We start from the raw sequence: 21,088 nt of genomic DNA, 5'->3' as shown, positions 1-21,088 counted from the left end.
GGGGAGCTGAGCATCGGATCGTTCCGCGGCAACTTCTCTTAGACGGTGACCTACGATCACTCCACGAGCGGAGTTGAAATCAGCAGTTTCCGAACCTGACCAGGGTCTGCGCCGCGATCCTACTTGCTCTGCCCAGCAGACGATTTCGCAACAGGCACGAGGCACATGTGACAGCTCCCCGAGGGGGTAGCCGGCTTACGGCACCTCCGGCACCGGCCACTCCAGCCTGCTCTCCTTTTTCACCCACCCCACCCCGTCGAACCGGACCAGCCCCATGTCCTCGAAGGCCTGGAGCCAGCCGTCCATGGGCCAGAAGCCCCAGCGGCGGTGGAACACCACGGCATTGGCGAGGATCGCGTCGAGGTGCTCCACGGGCGGCGTCGAGACCGCGTGCCACTGGTGGTAGGCGTGCGCGCCGCCCACCCACGTGAGCGGCACCCCGCTGGCCTGGAGGTTCATCGCGAAGTCGGTGTCCTCGCCGCCGTAGCCCGCGTACTCCTCGCAGAACACGCCGAAGCGCTCCCGCAACGACGTCCAAGTCTTCGCTGTGACGCCGAAGGACAGCGACCAGAACAGCACGTACTCGTCCTCGCCCGCCGGCTGCAGCTGCCCGTCTGCCGGGGCGGGCCTCGCCGGATGCGGGCGGGTCATCCCCGCGAGCGCCTCGAGCGCGTACGGCCTGTCATCGGCCGCGAGGTACGTCACCGGGCCGGAGAGCACAGCATCCGGCATCCGCTCGGCTGCCTGCGCGTACGTCTCCACGAGCGCCTGGCCGGGAGCGCAGTCCGCATCGAGGAACACGACGACCTCGGCACCGGCCGCCACTGCGGCGTCCCCGCCGGCGTTCCGGGCTCGTGAGAGGTTTACCGGGCCGGCACCGGTGTGATCGATGATCTCCGAACCGGGCACCGGGAACGGCTCCTCACCGATGAGCACCGTGTGGTGCACCGCCTCGGGCGACCACCGGCGCAGCGCGGCGAGCTGGAACAGCACGTGCTCCCTCCGGCCCGCCGAGGCGAGCGTCACCACGTGCACCCCGGTCACCGTGCCGCCGCCTCGATCACGCGCGCCGCCCGGGCCGCCGCACCCGAAGCACCCCACCGCTGCCAGTCCGGCCGCAGCTCCCGCGCGCGCCCGATGAGCCCGGCCCAGTCCTCGACCGCGGGCACGCCGTCCGGCATCACCGCGAGGCCGGCATCCCGGAGCACCCGAGCGGTTGCCGTCTGCTCCCCGAACGGCCGCTCCTGCGGGACGACCACGGCGCGGGCGCCGAGCGCCGCGAGGTCCGCGATTGCGTTCTGTCCGGCGGCGGTGACGACGACCTCGGCGGCGGAGAGGAGCGCGAACGGATCCTCCACCCAGTCACCCGGGCCGATCACCCGGCACGGCACCGGCAGTGAGGCGGCGACCGCCTCCCAGTACTCCGGCGGCTGGTCCGTGCCCCCGCCGCCGTGGACGATGACCACCGACGGCGACGCCGCGGACCCCGCCCCGGCATGCCCGGGTGCGCGACGTGCGAACCGGCTGATCCCGCCGACCGGGTGCACCCGTTCGGCCACCGGCCGCAGGTGCTCCGGCAGGGGAACCCAATCCGGCCAGGCGGCGATGATCGCATCGGCCACCCGGTAGCCCAGGGCGTGCGGCGCATCGTCGCGCACCCCGGGCATCGCCTGCACGGTCACCGGGACCCCCATCGCGCGGACGAGCACCGCGACCTCGACGGACACGTCGACGTGGAACGCCCGCGGCCGGTTCTCCGCCACCCATGCCGCGATCGCGGCCATCCGCTCCGCGAGCCCCGCGTGATGGGCCGGCACCCAGTGGAAGGTGCCGTGCGCGTCGAGCGCCGCCCCGCTCACGCCGGGCGCCGGGGCATCCATCGGCAGCGTGACATCTGCGCCTGTCGCGCTCGACAGGATCGTCGTGTCGTCGTCGACCGCCGCGGCGATCTCCCGGCAGCGTGTGAGGTGCCCGGTCCCGTGGTGGTGGGCGTAGAAGCCGATCACGGGACCGGCTTCCGCGCGGAGTGCCCCTGGCCGGTGTCGCGGTCGATCCGGGTGGGGTGCGCGATCCGCGGGAACGCGATGGCCGGGCGCGGTCCGGGGATCGCCGGGCCGCCGTCGGCGAGGCGCTCGAACGCGACCAGGTACCGCTCGACCATGATTTCGAGGTCGAAGCGCTCGACCGCGATCGCTCGCGCCTCCCCCCGGGGCTGCCGGAGCGCGACCCGCACCGCGCGTGCGAGGTCGTCGGGGTCGGACGGTCGGGCGATGTGGTCGGGGGTGTCGGCGAGGACCTCGGGCACGCCGCCGCGGCCGAACGCCGCCACCGGGGTGCCGCAGGACAGCGCCTCGATCGTCACCAGGCCGAACGGCTCGTCCCACTCCGGGGTGACGAGCGCGACGTCGGCCCGGCCCACCTCGCGGGCGAGCTCCGCAGGCGGGAGCGTGCCGAGCCACCGGATGTCGTCGCCGAGCCGCGGCAGGATCTCCTGCTCGACGTAGGACGGCTGCGCGGTCCGTCCGATGAGCGTGAGAGGCAGGCCGAGGCGCCGGCACGTGTCGATCGCGTGGTGCGGCCCCTTCTCCCGGGTCAGCCGCCCGAACCACACCGCACCGTTCCCGCCCGGGCCCGCCGGCCACTGTGCCGTGTCGACGCCGTTGGGGATCACCGTCGCCGGAGCGGGCAGCCGCCACTGGTCGGCGGTGAAGGCGCTCACCGCGCTGAACTCCCCGGCCCCGGGCCCGACCGCGTCGATCGCCGCCTGGATGGGAGCCTGCGGCGGCACGTGGAGCGTGGTGAGCATGGGGGCGCGCCGGGTCGGGTCTGCGAAGAGCAGCGACGGATGCGTGCTGTTGTTGTGGATGATGTCGTAGTCCGAGCGCTCGAGGTGGTCCCTCACCTGCGCGAACGCATGCGCCTCGGACTCCCGGGCGCCCGGCGGGTACTCGTCGTCGCGCGCATGCTCCTCGTACCCCGTCCAGTCGACGCCGGGGAACTCGAGCGCCGTGTGGTGGCCGTTCGACCCGCGCGCGGCGAACAGGTCGACCTGAGCACCGGCGGCCCGCAGCCCGGAGACCAGCCGGTCGACGAACACCTCGAGCCCGCCCCCGAACGGCGGGGCGATCGGCAGCCGGGACGGCCCGACGACCGCGACCCTCACGGCACCACCGTCCGGGGAGCGGGCACGCGCGCTGCCGCGGCCGCTGCAGTGCCGGGCGCCGGGGATCCCGGGGCGGCGGTCGGCGCGGGCGCTGGGGTCGCTGCGCTGTCGGCAGGTTCCGAGCGTGCTGCGCCGGCAGGCACCTCGGCGGCTGGCCGGCCGGTGTAGATCCGGTGGTGCGCGCGGACGATCTCCGCGTACTCGCGCTCGCGGTTCCCGCCGTAGGGCAGCGGGCCGCCGGCGAGCGCGGTGAGCGCGGCCTCCGCCGCCGAGGCGCCCGCCCCGGTGGCATAGGAGACGACCCCGCCCGGCCGGTCGGCCTGGTCGGCGTAGTAGCCGCAGTCCGGGGCGACGACGGTGACGGAGAGGTCGCGGCACATCTCGAGCCAGCCGGAGTGGGAGCCGCGGATGTAGGGCAGGACGACGGCGTCGTACTCCGCGACGGCGGCGAACAGCGCCGCGTCGTCCATCCGCGGGTGGACGTGCAGGCCGTCGCCCCAGGTCGCGGCGAGCGCGGTGACGAGGGGGTGGTCTGCGGCGTCCTCGTGGACGTGGACGTGGAGCTCGGCCTCGGCGGCGGTGAGACCGGCGGCGAGAGTGCGGTGGAACTCCGGGTCCGTGGCGGTGTTGTGGCGCATGCTCTTGAGGAACAGGCCCACGCGCCGGCCCGTCCGGCGCCCGGCGGCGGCCGCGGTGATCCGGTGCGCGTGCGCGGGTTCGACGATGAAGGGGTGGGGGATCACCTCGGCGGCGATGCCCAGCCGCGCCTCGATGCGCGCGGCGGCCGCAGGAGTGAGGGTGATGACCGCTTCCGCGGCGCGGATGAGGTCGGTGAGCCGTTCGTGGTGGTCGGCCTGCTCGGTGAGGTGCGGGTTGTCGAGGTCGTGGACGGTGACGACGAGCCGGGTCGCGGTGGCCGCGCACTCGTCGACGAACTCGCGGATCCGCTCCGGCGAGCAGTGCTCGAAGCCGAAGTGGATGTGGACGAGGTCGACCGCCTCCGTATGCGCCCGCAGCCACGGCGGGGAGGACCGCGGTGACGTACGGGTGGTCGGCGGGGATCGCGGCGACGGTGACGCGAGCCGAGCCGGGCCGCAGCCCGGGTGCGGCGGGTGACGTGCGCATGGTCCTCTCCTTCCGGTGAATCGGTGGTTCAAGGTCGCTCGATGATGCGCCCACTCCCTCGTTTCAAGGTCGATTGTCGCACCTCGGCCGCCCGGCGAACTCGGGACGACGAAGCGGCGCGGATAGGATGGAGGCGTGAGCATCTCCGGACGCACCCGCCACTACGCCGACTTCTACGGCCTCAACGCCGCTCTGACCAGGAGCGATGATCGACCGTTCGGCATCGTGGTGGGCAACTGCCAGGCGGAGTCGATCCGCGTGCTCCTGGCAAGCACCCTTGCTATTGACACCATACGCGTTCCCCCGGCCTTCGAGTGGACCGCGGACGATATCCGACACGTCACGGAACTCCTGCCGCGCCTCGACGTGCTCGTCGTCCAGCCCATCCGCGACGACTACCGCGGTCTGCCCGCCGGCACCCGACAGCTCGAGGCGCAGCTCGCCCCCTCCGCGGTGAGCGTGCGGGTGCCCGCCCTGCGCTACAGCGGCCTGCACCCGTTCCACGTCATCGCCCGCGACCCCGTCGACCCCTCGCTCGACCCGCCCCTCGTGCCCTACCACGACCTCCGCACCATCGTCGCCGCGGCCCGGGGCCTCGACGCCCCGGTCGAGCACGTGCTCACCGAGGACGCCCTCCATGCCGCCGAGGACGAATCCCTCGACCAGCTGCGTCGCCGCGAGGAGCACCACGGCACGGTGCGGATGTCCGATGTGCTCGCCGCCCGACCGCACTGGCACACGATCAACCACCCCGACAACGCCACTCTCACCGCGCTCGCCACCCGCGTGTGCGAGCAGCTGGGGATTGAGGCGCCGGTGGGGGACCCCGGCCGCGAACTCCTCGGCTCCGTCGAGGCGCCGGTCGACCCCGCCCACGCGCAGGTGCTCGACGCGAGCCTGCGTCCGGATGCGGTGGCGGGTGAGTGGCGGCTGGCCGGCACCCCGCCCACCACGCTCACCGAGGCCGAGGTGGCCCGCGCCCACCTCGAGTTCTACGCCTCCCGGCCCGGCCTCGTGGACGATGCGCTCGTCCGCCACCGGGACCGGCTCGAGCTCCTGGGGTTCCGGCTGTGAGTGCGGGTGCGAGCACCGGCGGGGACCCGGGCGGCAGTGCGGGCTCGGGCAGCGGTGAGGGCTCAGGCGGCGGTGAGGGCAGCAGCGCGAGCGGATCCACCGGGGGCGCGGCGGCTGCCGCGCGGCCGGTGGTGTGCCACATGGTCGTCGGTCCGCCCCACCACGGGGTCGCCCGGTACGGGCTCGCGCTCGTCGACGCCTGCGCGGCATCGTCCGGCGGATCCACCCACCGGCTCGTGCATCTGGCGAACCGGGCTGACCTGACGCCGCCCCCGCAGGTCGAGACGGACATCATCCACGTCACCTTCACCGACCACCTGTTCGGACCCGACCCCGAGGCAGCCGCGCGGACCGTCGCCCGGCTCGTCGGTGCGGCGCGACGACCGGGCCCGGCCGCAGGACTGCTCTACGATCCGGCCGACGGCGGCGCCCCGGCGGGTGAGGCCGTGCTGGCTGTGAGCGGGACGGCTGAGGAGAGCCGCCGGGCCGGCGAGACCGGGGGGCGGATCGGTGAGGCGGGGGACCGGCCGCGGCTCACCGTCTCCGTCCACGACGTGCCCCAGCCCGCGGAGGGCGAGGAGCGGTACGCCCGCCGGGCACGCGGGTACGCCGCGCTCGCCGAGCAGGCCGATGCGGTTGTGGTGAACTCCGCCCACGAGGCCGCGTTCTTCAACGGCGAAGCCGCAGTCATCCCCCTGCCGATCGAGGATCCGCGCTCCCAGCCGCCGGCCGCGGCGGGCCGGGAAGAGGGCAGCGGACAGGTCGACGGCACTGGCAACGAGACGGTCCCGACCGTCGGGCTCCTCGGGTTCGTCTACCCGGGCAAGGGCTATGAGCGGGTCATCGAGGCGGTGCCCTCCGGTGTCCGCGTGCGGGCGCTCGGCGCCGTCGCCGCAGGACACGACGACTACGCCGCCCAGCTGAGCGCGCTCGCCGCGGAGCGCGGCGTCGACTTCGAGGTCACCGGGTACGTCCCGGACAGCGAGCTCGCCGCCGCACTCGATGCGATCACCGTGCCCGTGTGCCCGCACCGGCACGTGTCCGCCTCGGGCTCGCTCAACACGTGGATCGCCCGCAACCGGCGGGTCGTCGTCGCCGACGGCCCCTACATGCGCGAAGTCGCCGAGCGCTGGCCGGAGCGCGTGGTGCTCGCCGGCGACGAGCCCGATGCCCTGGACCTGGCCTCGGCGATCGCGTCGATGCTCGACGATCCCACGAGCGCGTGGTGCGCCGAGCCGCCACCGGCCTGGGGCTGGACCGAGCTCGCTGCCGCCTACTCGCAGCTGTGGAGTGAGCTCGAACGAGCGAGGATCTCCTGTGACTGAGGATCAGCCCCGGGTCTCGGTGGTCATCCCCTACTACGAGAACCCGAGTGGGCTCGCCCAGGTGCTCGACGGCATCGCCGCCCAGACCTATGGCGGGGTGATCGAGGTCATCGTCGCCGACGACGGCTCCCAGGCCCCGCCCGAGGTGCCCGCCCACGTCCGCGTGGTCCGTCAGGAAGACCGCGGATTCCGAGCGGCGGCGGCGCGGAACCTCGGGGCGGCGGAGGCCTCGGGAGCGGTGCTCGCCTTCCTCGACGGCGACACCATCCCCGAACCCGGCTACCTCGACGCCGTCGTCGCACGGCTCCGGGCCGAGCCGCGGGTGCTCGTCGTCGGCAGCCGCCGGCACCTCGTCACCGGGGAGGACGGTGCAGTGCGCGACCTCGGGGAGCCCGCGTGGCTGCGGGACGCGTGGGGGTACACCGATGACCTGCGGGCGGTCGACGACACCGGGTTCCGGTTCGTCATCTCCGCCGTGCTGTCGTGCACCCGCGCGGTGTTCGACCAGGTGGGCGGATTCGACGGCTCACTCGTGGGCTACGGCGGCGAGGACTGGGAATTCGGCTGGCAGGCGTGGCTGGCCGGGGCCGACCTCCGGCACGAGCCGGCGGCGCAGGCGATGCACCTCGGCGCCGACTGGGGCGGCCGCGGCGAGGACCGAGCGGAGGCCATCGCGGAGAAGAACCGGGAGAGCATGGCACTCGCCTCCCGGATCACCCACCCGATCATGCGCCCGGCCGGTGTCGTGCACGCCGTCCCGGACATCCGGGTGCACTGGGCGGGGGAGACCGACCCCGGTGTCGTCGTGCCCGTGGTGGCGGCGCTGCTGGCCGCGGGCGATGTCCACGTCGAGCTCGACGCGGTGCCCGCGGTGTTCGCTGCGGACCCGCGGGTGCGTACGGCGGATGATCCGGGCTCGGCCGGGAGCGGCCGGGTCCGGCCCCGGTTCGACGTCGAGCTGCTCCGCGCATGCCGGATCCCCGCCGGCGGACTCCAGGCGGTGTGCGAGGAGGTGTCGCGCCTCGGCGGGTGCGCTCAGGTGCTCGGCACCGACGATGAGGCGCTGCTGCGCATCACTCCTCGGCGAGCAGTTGCCCGGGGCGAGCACCAGGTGACGAAGATCGACCGGGAATGGCCGGTGCTTACCGCGCCCGTCCGCCTCGAGGACGAGTTCCGAGAGGCGGGTACTCGATTCGCGGAGTGACGTGACTGTTGTCGGCGAACTCGATCAGGCGTACAATTTTCTGTACAGGGGGTTGCGATGAAGACGATGAGCTACACAGATTCACGGGCCAATTATGCGAAAGTGCTCGACGATGTCACCAATGACCGGGAGGCGGTCGTCATCACGCGCGCCGGCCATGAGCCGGTCGTCATTGTTTCCTTGGCGGATTACGAATCGCTTCGTGAAACCGCCTACCTCATGCGATCGCCGACCAACGCCCGTCGACTGCTGGATGCAATGGAACGACTTGAAGCTGATCGCGGGCAGGCGCACGAACTCATCGAGACCGACTGAAGCATGCTTCTGGTCTGGGATGAAGGTGCATGGGAGGACTACCTGTGGTGGCAGGCACAGGACCGGAAGGTTCTCAAACGCATCAATCGCCTGATCAAGGAGATCGAGCGCAACGGCAACGAGGGGATCGGAAAACCGGAACCCCTCAAACACGATTTCGCAGGATACTGGTCCCGGCGCATCACCGATGAGCATCGACTCGTCTACAAACTCGCTCGCGATGAGATCCGCATCGCTGCCTGTCGATATCACTACGGATGAGCGCGACGAACGCAATCGACCTGGCTGTCGCCGCGATCAACCGCAACGCGTCCGCCCGGCCCGCCCCTACCAATTGATCGGCGGGCGCGGATCCCAGCTGAAGTCGCGGTCGAACAGGTAGCGCGCCTCGGCGTCGGACTCGATGACGATATCCACCCGGTCGCCGGTGAGCGCGATCCGTCCATCAGGCAGCTCCTCCCACGTGAGGTCGAAACCCGCGACGTAGTCGTTGCGACCCAACGGCTGGCTGCCCTCGCGGATCCGGTCGAGCGAGAGCGTCACTGTGTCGCCGTCGAGGCGATACGTCCCGCCCTGGAAGTCGCCGTTCGCATAGCGGATGCCCACCCGGCCGCGGCCGTCGTGGTAGTCCCACTGGCCGAACGCCACCTGCTGCCAGCGGTCGTCCTCGGCGAGCTGCGCGGCCGGTTCCCGTGCGTCCTCGACCACCCGGTACACCCCGGGCAGCGGGCCGTCGACCCGGGAGATCCCCTGCGCCGACCACACGAACACCGCACCGGATCCCGCGACGGCGACGACGGCGACGATCGCACCGAGCCAGCGGGTGAAGCGGGCGAGGCGCGGCCACGGGATGGGCGTGGGGAGCAGCGCGGGACCGGTCGCCCGTCCCGCGGCGAAGCGCAGCAACCGGGGCAGGAACGGCAGGAGGATGACGACCCCCGCCGCGCCCATGATCCCGGCGAGCTGCTTGACCGGCACGTCGTAGGCCATGTTGAGGAGGAACACGACGGTCATGTCCGCGACCGCGAGCAGCGCCCCCAGCCACACGGTCCGCCGGAACAGGAGGAGGGCGGCGGCGAGCACCTCGGCGACCCCGGCCAGGCACTGGACCACCGGCGAGTACGCCATGAACCGCCACAGCAGGCCCATCGGGCTCATCTCGCCGAACTGGGTCAGCGCGTCCCCGTAGTCGCCGACCCCCATCTGCATGAGCACGACCTTCGACCAGCCGTAGACCAGGAGCATCGCGGCGAGCCCCATGCGCAGCACCCAGTGGAGCATCCACGCGAGGGTGACGAGGAGGTTCTGCCGGCGCGCCTGCCGCTGCGCATCGAGCTTCTCGATCGGGTCGCGCAGCTCGGCGGTCGGTGGTTCGGACGCGGGGCCGTCCGTGCTCATCTCAGCTCCAGATGTCGTCGCCGCGACTCACCGCGTCGAAGCCGCTGTCGACGAACACGACCTGGCCGGTCATGCGGGCGTTGCCGGGGGAGACGAGGAACGCGTGCACCTCGGCGATGTCCACGGCCTCGGCCGGACCGCCGTAGGGGCTGGGCATCGCGGCCTCGACCATCTTCCGACCCTCCTCGGTGGAGAGCAGCTCCGCGGTCATCGCGGTGCGGACCTGGCCGGGGCCCACGGCGTTGATCCCGATCCCGGCGCCGGCGTAGTCCGCCGTCGGGGCGACGCGGCGCACCCAGCGGGAGATCGCGCGCTTCGAGCTCGAGTAGTTCGCATACCCCGCCTGGCCCTGCGCGGCGAGCGCCTTCCCGCGCTCCACTGCCGCATCACGGTCGCCGGCGAGCAGGAGGTCGACGAGCTCGGGGTCGTTGCCCTGGAGGGTCGCCGCCGAGCTCGTCACGGAGACCCGCGGGGCCTCGGACTTCGCGAGCAGCGGGCGCAGGCCCTCGATGAGCGCAACGGTGCCGAAGTAGTTGACGAGCAGCGAGAGCTCGTTGTTCGCCGACACCCCGGCGTTGGCGACGAGCCCGTCGAGGGTGCCGCCGGTGCGCTCGGTGATCTGCTCGACGACCTGCGCGACCGCCGCTTCGTCGCTGAGATCGGCGGTGATGTCCGCATCCCGGAGGTCGACCGTGATGACGGTGTCACCGCGGGCGGCGAGGAGCTCGGCGGTGGCCTGCCCGATGCCCGAGGCGGCTCCGGTGACGACGATGGTGCGGGACATGGGTCCTCCTGGTGAGCGTGGGAAGCGGCGGATCCGGGCGGGCCGACCGAGGGCCGGCCCGGGGTCGCCGGCCTGTCGGATCCACCGTAACCTTCCGGCCCGCTACGACCCGATAGATGAATATCGTGATGTCGCTAGATGCGCGGATACTCCGGTGAGAAGGTGCCCGGGCCGCGCCCACCTCGCGGCCGGCCCCGGGTCAACCCGCCATCGGCCCGCGCCCACCTCGCCATCGGCCCGGGGTCAACCCGCCGCGGAGCCGGGCCGAGCCGCCCCGTCCCCTACAATGAGAACCGCACGTGCCGGTCCTCGCCGCTCACCGGCGAGGACGGCGACCGCGACGGAAGGCGAGACGATGAAGAGCCCGATCTCCGACTACCTCACCGAGATCATCACCGATGCCCGCTCCGCGACCGGCGGGGAGGGCGCCGACTACATCCCCGTGCTCTCCGAGGTCGACCGGGAGCTGCTCGGCGCAGCACTCTGTACGGCGTCCGGCGACCTCTACAGCGTGGGCGATGACGAGCACGCGTTCTCGATCCAGTCGATCTCCAAGCCCTTCGCCTACGCCGTCGCCCTCGAGGAGCGCGGGCCCGAGGTCGTCGACGCCCGGGTGGGGATGGAGCCCTCGGGCGAGGCGTTCAACGACATCTCGCTCGACGAGGAGACCGGCCGGCCGGACAACCCGATGATCAACGTCGGCGCGATCGCCGTCACCCAGCTCATCGGTGGACGGCCCGCGAGCGTCGACTCGCGGGTGGGCCTGCTCCTCGACCGGTTCTCCGCGCTCGCCGGGCGGCAGCTGAGCATCGACGAGCGGGTCGCGGAGTCCGAGCTCGCCCACTCCGATTACAGCATGGCGATGGCCTACATGCTCCGCGACACCGGCGTGGTGACCGACACCGCCGAGCACGCGGTGACGAGCTACATCCGCCAGTGCGCGGTGCTCGTCACCGTCCGTGATCTGGCCGTCATGGCCGCGACCCTGGCCAACGGCGGCATCCAGCCGATCACCGGACAGCGGGTGTTCTCACAGGCGGTGTGCCGGCAGGTGCAGGCGGTGATGGCCTCGGCGGGGATGTACAACGCCGCGGGCCGCTGGATGACGACCGTCGGGATCCCTGCCAAATCCGGTGTCGCCGGCGGCCTGCTCGGCACCCTGCCCGGCCGGCTGGGCCTGGCGACCTTCTCCCCGCCACTCGACCCGCAGGGCAACAGCGTGCGCGGGGTGAAGATCTTCCAGCGCCTGTCCGAGGACATGGGGATGCACCTCATGGGCGCGGAGCCGACGGGCGACACCGCCGTGCGCGAGGTCGAGGTCACCGATGCCGCGACGACCATCGCCCTCCAGGGACCCCTCGATTTCAACGGCGCGGAGGCCTTCCTCCGCGCGGCGGTCGGCTGCGCCGTGCCCTCCGGCACCGTCGTCGTCGACCTGGCACGGGTGGGGCGGGTGCACGATGTGGGCCGACGCATGATCCTCGAGGGGATGCGCCGGCTGCGCGGCGACGGGCACCGGGTGATGCTCCGCGATCCGGAGGGCCGGCTGCCGGGCCCCGACCTCGGCGACGGGACCCGGCCGGAGACCCCCGACCCGGTGGCGTAACCCGGCCGCGTGACCCGGCTGGGTGACCCGGTGGGCGCCTCGGGATCGGCCGGCTCGCGCGGTGCCCGGCCGGCTCGCGCGGTGCCCGGCCGGCTCGCGCGGTGCCCGGCCGGCTCGGTCACCGGCCCCTTCCGGGCAAGCCCCGTCGACCCGGCGGGCACCTCGGGAGCGCCCGCGTCCCACGATGTGCCCGGCGGTCCGCGTGACCCGCGTCACTGCATACGATGAGGGGGAACGCACTCGACGAGGAGGAACCACGTGGAACAGATCAACGAAGTCGTCACCCTGGACATCGAGGACGGGATCGCCGTCCTCACCCTGGACTCGCCCCCGGTCAACGCACTGTCGGCCGCGGTCCGTGCGGGCCTGCAGCAGGGCTTCACCGCCGCCATCGATGACGACGCCGTGCAGGCGATCGTCCTCATCTGCGCCGGACGGACATTCATCGCCGGCGCCGACATCTCCGAGTTCGGCTCGGACTCGGGCGCGCAGACCGGCCCCGATGAGCGCGAGATCATGGACAACTCGCCCAAGCCGATCGTCGCCGCGATCCACGGCACCGCACTCGGCGGCGGCCTCGAGACCGCGCTCTGCGCCCACTACCGGGTGGCCGCGCAGTCCGCGAAGGTCGGCCTGCCCGAGGTGCACCTCGGCCTGCTGCCCGGGGCCGGCGGCACCCAGCGCCTGCCGCGCCTCACCGGCGCCGAGGTGGCGCTCGACTGGATGATCACCGGCCGGCACGTGCCCGTCGCCGAGGCCCTCGAGTACGGGGTCGTCGACGAGGTCGTCCCCGACGCGTCGCTGCGCGAGGACGCGATCGCGTTCGCCCGCCGGATCGTCGCCGAGGGCGGCGAGCTGCGCCGAGTGCGCGACCGCGACGACAAGGTGACTGCCGACCGGGACAAGCCGGAGCTGTTCGCCGACTTCCGGAAGAAACACGCCCGGAAGTTCCGCGGCTTCAAGGCGCCCGAGGCGATCGTGCAGTGCGTCGAGGCGGCGGTGAACCTCCCCTACGACGAAGGCCGCGAGGTCGAGAAGAGGCTGTTCGCCGAACTCGTCAGCAGCCCGGAGTCCGCCGCCCAGCGCTACTACTTCTTCGCCGAGCGCGCCGCGGCCAAGGTGCCCGACGTCCCGCGCGACACCCCGCGCATCCCCGTCGAGTCCGTCGGGATCATCGGTGCGGGCACCATGGGCGGCGGCATCGCGATGAACTTCGCCAACGCCGGCATCCCGGTGACCATCGTCGAGCAGCAGCCCGAGGCGCTCGAGCGCGGGCTCGGCGTGATCCGCAAGAACTACGAGCGCACCGCCTCGAAGGGCCGCATCACCGCCGCCCAGGTCGAGGAGCGGATGGGACTCATCACCGGATCGCTCACCAAGGACGACCTCGCCTCCGTCGACCTCGTCATCGAGGCGGTGTTCGAGCTCATGGACGTGAAGAAGAGCATCTTCACCGAGCTCGACGCGATCTGCAAGCCCGGCGCGATCCTCGCGACGAACACCTCCGGTCTCGACATCGACGAGATCGCCGCGGTGACCGAGCGCCCCGAGGCCGTCATCGGTATGCACTTCTTCTCCCCGGCCAACGTCATGAAGCTCCTCGAGGTCGTCCGCGCCGACCACACCTCGAAGGAGGTCATCGCCACGGTGATGGCACTGTCGAAGAAGATCGGCAAGATCCCGGTGCTCGTGGGCGTGTGCCCCGGATTCGTCGGCAACCGGATCCTCTACGCGCGCCGCCGCGAGTCCGAGCGCCTCCTCATGGAGGGCGCGATGCCCTGGGACATCGACACCGCGGTCACGAACTTCGGACTGCCGATGGGGCCCTACCAGATGAGCGACCTCGCCGGCCTGGACATCGGCTGGCGCAAGGAAGAATCCGCCGGGCGCACCGTCCGCGAGGTGCTCTGCGAGATGGACCGGCGCGGGCAGAAGACCGGTGCCGGGTACTACGACTACGACGAGAACCGGAAGGCCACACCGTCCCCGGTGGCGGCGAAGATCATCGAGGACTTCCGGGCCAAGGAGGGTGTGGAGCCGCGCGAGATCTCCGAGGAGGAGATCTTCGAGCGCTGCACCCTGCCGATGATCAACGAGGGTCTGCGCATCCTCGAGGAGGGCAAGGCGGTCCGCGCCTCCGACATCGACGTCATCTACGTCAACGGCTACGGCTGGCCGGTGTACCGCGGCGGCCCGATGTTCTACGCCGACCAGCTCGGCGCCGAGCACGTGCTCGAGCGGCTGCGCCACTACGAGGAGAAGTACGGGGCCGATTTCACCCCGTCCCCGCTGCTCGAGAAGGTCGTCGCCGAGGGCGGACGCATCTCCGAGCTGTGAGTGCGGAACTGTGAACGCGGCCGGACGGAGTGCGCGAGTGCTCCGTCCGGCCGTGTTCTGTACCGCCGGGTACTGCGGGGCGTAGGCGGTCCGGGCGACCTCGGTTCCGCCTCCCGCCGTGTACTGCGCGGTATCTGTCGATCTGCGCGCAATGATGCGCAGATCGACAGATACCGCGCAGTACGCGTGGAGCGGTACGGATCAGTGATCGTGGCCCGCGTGCTCGTCCTCGTCGTGACCGTGGTCGTGCTCATGACCGTCCTCGTGCTCGTCAGCATGGCCCGTCTCCGGCGCCTCGCCCGAGGCGCTGCCCACCTCGTTGGGCACCTCGGGCAGCTCGCTGCTGCGGGTGACCTCGCCGGCGGCGAGGTCGACGACATGGAGGGTCTGCGTGCCCGGTTCGGTGACGAGCACCTGCTCACCGGCGACGTGGATCGTGGGGCGCGGATCCTGCCACTCGGTGGGCTCCTCCCAAGCGGCCGTCACCTCGATCTCCTGCGTCACCTCGGCGGATGCCGGGTCGATGACCCGGAGCGCGCCGTCGGTGCCGAGGACGAGCGCTTCGCCCTCGGGGCTGCGGGCGAGCGAGCGGAACGAGTAGGAGGCGGGCAGATCGACGAGGCGCAGCTCGCCGGAGCCCGTGTCGGTGAGGGTGACGCGGGTGGGGCGCTCGAGCTCGGCGTCCTCCTCGACCTTGTAGTCGCCGAGCACCACGGGGGAGTGCTCACTGCCGAACTGGTTGCCGATCCGGCCGTAGTCGTCGGGGGAGTCGACCTTGCGGATCTCGTCCCCGTCGACGATGAGCAGTCCGTCCTCGCAGCCGACGGTGATGACTCCGCCTGCCGCGACGGCTTCCCCGTGGACGCCCGGGCAGTCGGTGTTCTCCGCGACCGTCTCCCCGGCCTCGTCGACGATCTTCACGCCCGAGCGGGACTCCTCGTCGCCGATCGTGACGACGGTGGAGTGGTCGGCGCGCGGTACCGCGACCCCGTGGTGCGCCTCGTCCGTGGTGGTGACCGTGGTGTCGATCGGGGAGTCGGCGGAGAGGTTCGCAGGATCGAAGAGGTGCATCTCCCCGGTGCCGTCGAAGAACGCGAGGCTCCGCCCGTCGTGGTGCACGAGGTGGCCGGGGTGGCTGCCGGTGATGCGCTGCTCGGTGAGGAGCGGGTCGGTGGTGTAGGCGTGTGCGTGATCGCCGTGCGGCTCGGACCACGTGCCCAGGTCGAGGAGCCGGAAGGAGTCGCCCTCGGTGAGGAACAGGTGCCGGTTGTCGCCGGCCGGGTTGAGGCGGGTGAAGCCCGCGGCGGGGAAGGTGTCGAGGACCTCGAGGGACTCGCCGTCGAGCACCATGACTCCGCCGTCATAGGTCACGGCGAGGCGCGGGGCGGCGCCGGCGGCCTCGCTGGTCTCCCGGGCGGAGGGTTCCGCCGAGGCGCCCGCGGAGCTGCCGTCGCCGGCCGGGCCGCCGGTCTGACCGGGCGCGCCGCAGCCGGCGACGACGGTGAGGGCGAGGAGGGAGGCGGGTGCGGCGACCCACCGGGACGAGTGGTTGAGCTTGATCTTCATGATGGGAAGATTCGCACCGCTACCCGTCTATTGTCATAGCGCTATAAACGCATAGAAGCCGCGATCGATGCTCGTCGTATGATAAGCTGACAGGAGCGACCATCCAGAGTCGGATGGGTCGACGTGGCGCCGGGCCGTGAGCTCGCCGCCTCTCCACCCGCCGCCTGGAACCCATGACGCCAAGGAGGGCGAGACATGCAGTTCGCAGAAGAAGGCGCGAAGGACCACGTCGAGGTCGGCACCACCGATCCCCAGGACGCGCTGAATGACCTGCGCATGTCCGAGGAGGCGCTGCCCCTGCTCAACCACGTCAAGCGGTTCATCAAGGACACCGTCGACCCGATGTACGAGGAGTTCGTCAAGCTCGGCGAGGGTCACGCCGACCGCTGGAGCTTCGCTCCCGGACAGCTCGAGGTGCTGCAGAAGGCCAAGGACAAGGCGAAGGAGGAGGGCCTGTGGAACTTCTTCCTGCCCGACGCGGAGACCGGTGACGGCCTGTCGAACCTCGACTACGCCTACATCGCCATCGAGCTCGGCAAGAGCCCGCTGGCCTCGGAGACGATGAATTGCTCCGCACCGGACACCGGCAACATGGAGGTCCTCGAGCGGGTCGGCACGCCGGAGCAGAAGGAGCAGTGGCTGCAGCCGCTGCTCGACGGCGAGATCCGGTCGGCCTACGCCATGACGGAGCCGGATGTCGCCACCTCGGACGCCAAGAACGTCGCGACCCGGGCGGTGCTGGAGAACGGCGAGTGGGTGATCAACGGCGAGAAGCACTACATCTCCGGTGCCGGGGACCCGCGGTGCAAGATCATGATCGTCATGGTCAGGACCAACGACGACGGCCCGCGCGGTCAGAACCACTCGCAGATCCTCGTGCCGATGGACACCCCGGGGGTCGAGATCGTCGGCCCGATGCACGTCTTCGGCGAGGACCACGCCCCGCGCGGGCACATGCACCTGCGCTTCAACGACGTGCGCGTCCCGGAGTCGAACATGCTCCTCGGCGAAGGCCGCGGCTTCGAGATCTCGCAGCTCCGGCTGGGCCCCGGCCGCATCCACCACTGCATGCGCACGATCGGCAAGGCCGAGGTGGCGCTGGACTACATGGTCAAGCGCGGCAACTCGCGGACCGCGTTCGGTCAGCCTCTGTCCAAGCTCGGTGGGAACATCGAGAAGATCTCCCGCGCCCGCATCGACATCGAGTCGATGCGCCTGCTCGTGCTCAAGGCGGCGAAGGCCATGGACGTGCTCGGTAACAAGGAGGCCCGCGTCTGGGTCTCGATGGCCAAGGCGCAGGTCCCGGAGAAGGCCTGCCAGATCATCGACCAGGCGATCCAGATCCACGGTGCCTACGGCATGTCGCAGTTCACGCCGCTGCCCGAGCTGTATGCGGACGTGCGGCACCTGCGCTTCGCCGACGGCCCGGACGAGGTCCATCACATGGTGGTCGGCCGCCACGAGCTGACGCAGCACTGATCGAGCAGGTCCGCAGGCGGCCTCGAGAGCGTGCGGGCAGCCACGGCGAACACTGGCTGCCCGCACGCTCGTCGTGTGCGCGGCCGGGTGCACATTCGATGGGACGGGGGATTCGACTCTCTGGGCGTCTATTGTGATGACGCTATAGATGCGTAGATCGAGCGATCGATGGCGGGCCGGAGGAGTCTGCGCGCGGAGGGCTGCCGGCCAGTGCCTCGCGCAGGTCGCCCGGCCGGCGCCTCGGGCATAATCGAGAGAGCAGACCGAGAATCGGACCACCGGAAGGCCCGCCATGACCGTGCAGATCCCCCGTGTCGGACCGAGGCTCGCCGCCGGGACGGCCCTCGTGCTGACGCTCCTCGCCGGGTGCTCCGGAGGAGCGGAGAGCGGGACGGCTCCGGCTCCCGAGGAATCCCCCTCGCCCTCGCCGGAGCCCGCGGCGCTGTCCGAGCCGATCGATCTCGACTACAGCGGACACGTCCTCACCGACGACGGACGCGACCGTGCGCTGCTCGTCGACTGGACGAACGGGCAGCTCCGCGCGGTCGACAGCGGAGGCACCGAGCTGTGGACCGAGTCGGTGCAGCTCGACGACGAGATGATGTCCGCACCCCTCGCCTACTCCTCCGGCGACATCGTCATCATCGACGACCTGTCCGGTGAGCTGGGGGCCCGCCAGTGGAGCGACGGTGCGGAGGTGTGGCGCTTCGCACCCGCGGAGGCCGGCGCCGGGTGCCACGAGGACTGGGGCTTCGGCCCCGCGACCACCGCGACCGGCACCGTGCTGGAAGAAGGCGACGTCATCCTCCTCGAGTACTTCATGGCCATGAAGAAGGATGGTTGCACGACTGCGGCCGAGGGCGATCCGCTCGTCTTCGCGCTCGACCCCGCGACGGGGGAGCAGGCGTGGCCGGCCCTCACCGTGGGCGCGGACGGTCTGCCGTTCGGCGGCTCTTCGTTGAGCATCTCCCCGGACCGGTCGTACGGGCTGCTGCCCTGGGCCGACGACGGCAGCTCGATGATCACCCGCGTCGACCTCGCGACCGGGGAGCACACGACGCTCGACGTCACCGAACTCAGGGCGGCCGACGACACCGGCGTCGAGTGGTTCTCGGTGGTGCCCACCGGCGACCCGAGCACCGCGGTCTACGTGTACGGCGCGGAGGATCCGGATGATCCGTACAGCGGGCTCGTGCAGAGACAGGCGTTCCTGACAGTGCCGGAGGGTCTCCCGATGAGCGACGCCGGTGCGCTCACTCCACTCGATCCGGAGGAGCACGCCGAGGCGTACGCGGCCCTCGATCTCGAGGACACCTTCGATCCGGTGTGCACGGCACAGCCGGTCTTCACCCCGACCGGTGAGGGGGCGTGCATCATGGTGCAGCTGTTCGCCTCGACCGTGGCGTACTGGGGCTCCGACCTCGCGGCGACCGCCTGGCAATCGGAGGAGCAGGCGCCGGAGAGCGTCACCGAGTACGCGACGCCCGAATCCGACATCGGGGGAGCCCGGTACGCCGCCGTCGACGGGCCCGAGGGTCCGCTCCTCGTCGTCCCGACTGTCGACAGCTCCGTTGCCGCGTTCGACGCTGCGAGCGGCGAGGTCGTGTGGTCATCCGAGGCGCAGGGCGGGTCCGACCCGTGGGGCGGGCAGGGCTACCTGCCGGACCTCGACCTCGTGCCGGTCGTCGACGACGGAGAGCTGACCTTCTACGATGTGGCCACGGGCGAGGCGCACGACTCCCTCGACGTCGCCGACTTCGCCTCCCTGAGCTCGACCACCCGCTTCCTTCTCGTCACCGAGGACCAGACCTCCCGGCTCTGGACCGTCACCGGAGGCTGACATGACCTTCCGCAGCGAGACCACCACGACCCGCCCGACGCTCGAGGGCACCTTCGGGATGACCGCGTCGACGCACTGGCTGGCGACCGGTTCCGCCCAGGCGGTGCTCGAGCGCGGCGGCAATGCCTTCGACGCGGCCGTCGCCGGGGCTTTCGTCCTCCACGTCGTCGAGCCGCACCTCAACGGGCCCGGCGGCGACATGACCGGGGTGTTCGTCACTGCTCAGGAGCCGCGCCGTCCTGTCGTCCTCATGGGCCAGGGGCCCGCTCCGGCCGGGGCGACGATCGAGCACTTCCGGGCCGAAGGGCTCGACGCGGTGCCCGGTGCCGGGGCGCTGGCCGCCGCCGTGCCGGGAGCGGTCGACGCCTGGCTCCTGCTCCTCCAGGAGCACGGCGCCTGGGAGCTCGCCGATGTCCTCGCCTTCGCGATCGACTATGCCGAGCGGGGACATCACGTGCTCGCAAGCGTCGCTGAGACGATCGACAGCGCGAGCGCGCTGTTCCGGACCGACTGGCCGAGCTCCGCGGACCTGTGGCTGGAGAACGGGCAGGCCCCCGAGCCCGGATCGCTCATCCGCAACCCGGAGTACGCGCAGGTGCTCCGAGAGCTCGTCGCGGCCGGGGACGGAGAGCCCACCCGCGAGGAGCGGATCGCTGCCGCCCGGCGGGAATGGCGCACCGGTCGGGTCGCGCGCAGCATCGCCGATTTCATCCGCACCCCGCATCGCCATTCCGACGGCGGCCTGCACGCCGGGGTCCTCACCGCCGCCGACATGGCCGACTGGGCAGCCGGCTTCGAGGACGCGCTCACCCTGGACTTCCGCGGATACACGATCGCCAAGACCGGGCCGTGGGGCCAGGGTCCGGTGCTCCTCCAGGTGCTCGCGATCCTCGACGGCTTCGACGACGCGCACCTCGATCCTGGCACCGAGCTCGGTGCACACACCGTGCTCGAGGCGCTCAAGCTCGCCCTCGCCGACCGCGACACCTACTACGGGGACAGCGGGTCCGCGACCGCACTGACCCCGGAGGCGCTCGCCGTGCTGCTGAGCCCGGAGTACGCCGCCGAGCGCCGCGCGCTCATCGGCGAGAACGCCTCCCACGAGTTCCGGCCCGGCACCATCCCCGGTGTCGACCCCGTGTCGCCGCCCCTGCGCACCGAGGCGGAGTTCGGTGCCGCAGGAGGCCTCGGGATCGGGGAGCCGACGGTGCCGAAGCCCGCGGAACCCACGCCCGAGGCGCGCGCCGCGGTCCGCGGCGACACGTGCCACATCGATGTCGTCGACCGGTGGGGGAACATGGTGAGCGCAACACCCTCGGGCGGGTGGCTCCAGTCCTCGCCCGCCGTGCCCGGCCTGGGGTTCTGCCTCGGCACGCGGCTGCAGATGATGTGGCTCGACCAGAACTCGCCGTCCCGCCTGGAACCGGGAACGCGGCCGCGCACCACGCTCTCGCCGACCCTCGTGCTCCGCGACGGGGAGCCGGTGATGGCGCTCGGCACCCCGGGTGGTGACCAGCAGGACCAGTGGCAGCTGCTCCTGCTCCTCCGGCTGCTCGTCGGCGAGCTCGACCCGCAGGCCGCGATCGACGCCCCGGCGCTCCACACCACCGCGATGCCCGGCTCGTTCTACCCGCGCACCTGGGAGCCGGCGGGCGCGGTGGTCGAGGACCGGCTGGGCGAGGACGTCATCATTGGGCTCGAGCGGCGCGGTCACCGCGTGACCCGGGCCGGCGACTGGGCGCTCGGCCGCCTGTCGTGCGTGATCCGCGACCCGGAGACCGGTGTGCTCCGGGCGGCTGCGAACCCGCGCGGCATGCAGGGGTACGCCGCCGGGCGGTGAGCCGGCGCGACCGAAGCCGGATGATCAGACTG

17 protein-coding genes are annotated in these 21,088 nt (G+C 71.7%); 10 read left to right on the top strand and 7 right to left on the bottom strand.

The window, feature by feature from the left end:
• Positions 1-195 precede the first annotated feature (195 nt).
• From C1A17_RS09960 to C1A17_RS14095, 4 genes are read right to left on the bottom strand one after another with little or no spacing between them, the layout of a single operon-like run.
• Positions 196-1,044 carry a glycosyltransferase family 2 protein gene (locus C1A17_RS09960; RefSeq protein WP_101653642.1) on the bottom strand — a complete coding sequence of 283 codons (849 nt, stop codon included), beginning with the start codon at positions 1,042-1,044 and terminating at the stop codon, positions 196-198.
• Positions 1,041-2,006 carry a glycosyltransferase gene (locus tag C1A17_RS09955; RefSeq protein ID WP_101652835.1) on the bottom strand — a complete coding sequence of 322 codons (966 nt, stop codon included), beginning with the start codon at positions 2,004-2,006 and terminating at the stop codon, positions 1,041-1,043. Before C1A17_RS09955 ends, C1A17_RS09960 begins: the two co-directional genes overlap by 4 nt.
• The gene (locus C1A17_RS09950) at positions 2,003-3,163 is read right to left on the bottom strand and encodes a glycosyltransferase (RefSeq protein ID WP_180953289.1); all 1,161 of its coding nucleotides are present in this window, start codon (positions 3,161-3,163) and stop codon (positions 2,003-2,005) included. Before C1A17_RS09950 ends, C1A17_RS09955 begins: the two co-directional genes overlap by 4 nt.
• Positions 3,160-4,320: a glycosyltransferase gene (locus C1A17_RS14095; protein WP_180953288.1), complete on the bottom strand. Its 1,161-nt coding sequence runs from the start codon at positions 4,318-4,320 to the stop codon at positions 3,160-3,162. Before C1A17_RS14095 ends, C1A17_RS09950 begins: the two co-directional genes overlap by 4 nt.
• Before the next feature lie 103 nt (positions 4,321-4,423).
• On the opposite strand from C1A17_RS14095, the gene C1A17_RS09945 reads away from it, so the two are divergent.
• The 5 genes from C1A17_RS09945 to C1A17_RS09930 all read left to right on the top strand — a co-directional run bounded on the left by C1A17_RS09945 (position 4,424) and on the right by C1A17_RS09930 (position 8,467).
• Positions 4,424-5,362, top strand: a complete 939-nt coding sequence (locus C1A17_RS09945) for a WcbI family polysaccharide biosynthesis putative acetyltransferase (RefSeq protein WP_101652833.1) — start codon at positions 4,424-4,426, stop codon at positions 5,360-5,362.
• Positions 5,363-5,502: 140 nt separating this feature from the next.
• Positions 5,503-6,687: a glycosyltransferase gene (locus C1A17_RS14215; protein WP_180953287.1), complete on the top strand. Its 1,185-nt coding sequence runs from the start codon at positions 5,503-5,505 to the stop codon at positions 6,685-6,687.
• Positions 6,680-7,891, top strand: coding sequence for a glycosyltransferase family 2 protein (locus C1A17_RS09940; protein ID WP_180953286.1), 1,212 nt, complete (start codon positions 6,680-6,682; stop codon positions 7,889-7,891). Before C1A17_RS14215 ends, C1A17_RS09940 begins: the two co-directional genes overlap by 8 nt.
• 57 nt (positions 7,892-7,948) lie before the next feature.
• Positions 7,949-8,206 (top strand): type II toxin-antitoxin system Phd/YefM family antitoxin, encoded by a 258-nt coding sequence (locus C1A17_RS09935; protein ID WP_101652831.1) that lies wholly within the window; start codon positions 7,949-7,951, stop codon positions 8,204-8,206.
• A 3-nt stretch (positions 8,207-8,209) separates the two neighbouring features.
• Positions 8,210-8,467, top strand: coding sequence for a Txe/YoeB family addiction module toxin (locus C1A17_RS09930; RefSeq protein ID WP_101652830.1), 258 nt, complete (start codon positions 8,210-8,212; stop codon positions 8,465-8,467).
• Between the two features lie 66 nt (positions 8,468-8,533).
• Here C1A17_RS09930 and C1A17_RS09925 read toward each other — a convergent pair whose 3' ends face one another.
• Both C1A17_RS09925 and C1A17_RS09920 read right to left on the bottom strand, forming a co-directional pair.
• Positions 8,534-9,604, bottom strand: a complete 1,071-nt coding sequence (locus C1A17_RS09925; protein ID WP_245873663.1) for a DoxX family protein — start codon at positions 9,602-9,604, stop codon at positions 8,534-8,536.
• A 1-nt stretch (position 9,605) separates the two neighbouring features.
• Entirely contained in the window at positions 9,606-10,388 is a 783-nt protein-coding gene (locus C1A17_RS09920) for an SDR family oxidoreductase (protein ID WP_101652829.1), read from the bottom strand.
• A 355-nt stretch (positions 10,389-10,743) separates the two neighbouring features.
• Between C1A17_RS09920 and C1A17_RS09915 the strand changes: the two genes are divergently transcribed.
• Positions 10,744-11,994 carry a glutaminase gene (locus C1A17_RS09915; protein WP_101652828.1) on the top strand — a complete coding sequence of 417 codons (1,251 nt, stop codon included), beginning with the start codon at positions 10,744-10,746 and terminating at the stop codon, positions 11,992-11,994.
• A gap of 258 nt (positions 11,995-12,252) precedes the next feature.
• The gene (locus C1A17_RS09910) at positions 12,253-14,331 is read left to right on the top strand and encodes a 3-hydroxyacyl-CoA dehydrogenase NAD-binding domain-containing protein (protein WP_101652827.1); all 2,079 of its coding nucleotides are present in this window, start codon (positions 12,253-12,255) and stop codon (positions 14,329-14,331) included.
• Between the two features lie 201 nt (positions 14,332-14,532).
• Here the strand turns inward: C1A17_RS09910 and aztD are convergent, their stop codons facing one another.
• Positions 14,533-15,897, bottom strand: a complete 1,365-nt coding sequence (gene aztD, locus C1A17_RS09905) for a zinc metallochaperone AztD (RefSeq protein ID WP_180953285.1) — start codon at positions 15,895-15,897, stop codon at positions 14,533-14,535.
• A 195-nt stretch (positions 15,898-16,092) separates the two neighbouring features.
• Here aztD and C1A17_RS09900 point away from each other — a divergent pair, with 195 nt between their 5' ends.
• The 3 genes from C1A17_RS09900 (at position 16,093) to C1A17_RS09890 (ending at position 21,056) form a co-directional block, all read left to right on the top strand.
• A complete protein-coding gene (locus C1A17_RS09900; protein WP_180953284.1) occupies positions 16,093-17,376 on the top strand; it encodes an acyl-CoA dehydrogenase family protein in 1,284 nt (427 codons plus the stop codon).
• Between the two features lie 292 nt (positions 17,377-17,668).
• Positions 17,669-19,216, top strand: coding sequence for an outer membrane protein assembly factor BamB family protein (locus C1A17_RS09895; RefSeq protein ID WP_101652826.1), 1,548 nt, complete (start codon positions 17,669-17,671; stop codon positions 19,214-19,216).
• Between the two features lies 1 nt (position 19,217).
• The gene (locus tag C1A17_RS09890; protein WP_245873661.1) at positions 19,218-21,056 is read left to right on the top strand and encodes a gamma-glutamyltransferase family protein; all 1,839 of its coding nucleotides are present in this window, start codon (positions 19,218-19,220) and stop codon (positions 21,054-21,056) included.
• Positions 21,057-21,088: the final 32 nt, after the last annotated feature.

The organism is Brevibacterium ihuae (genome assembly GCF_900184225.1).
In the GTDB taxonomy this organism is placed as follows: domain Bacteria; phylum Actinomycetota; class Actinomycetes; order Actinomycetales; family Brevibacteriaceae; genus Brevibacterium; species Brevibacterium ihuae.
Note: the sequence above shows the minus strand (reverse complement) of the source record. Positions and strands in the feature narration are given on the sequence as shown.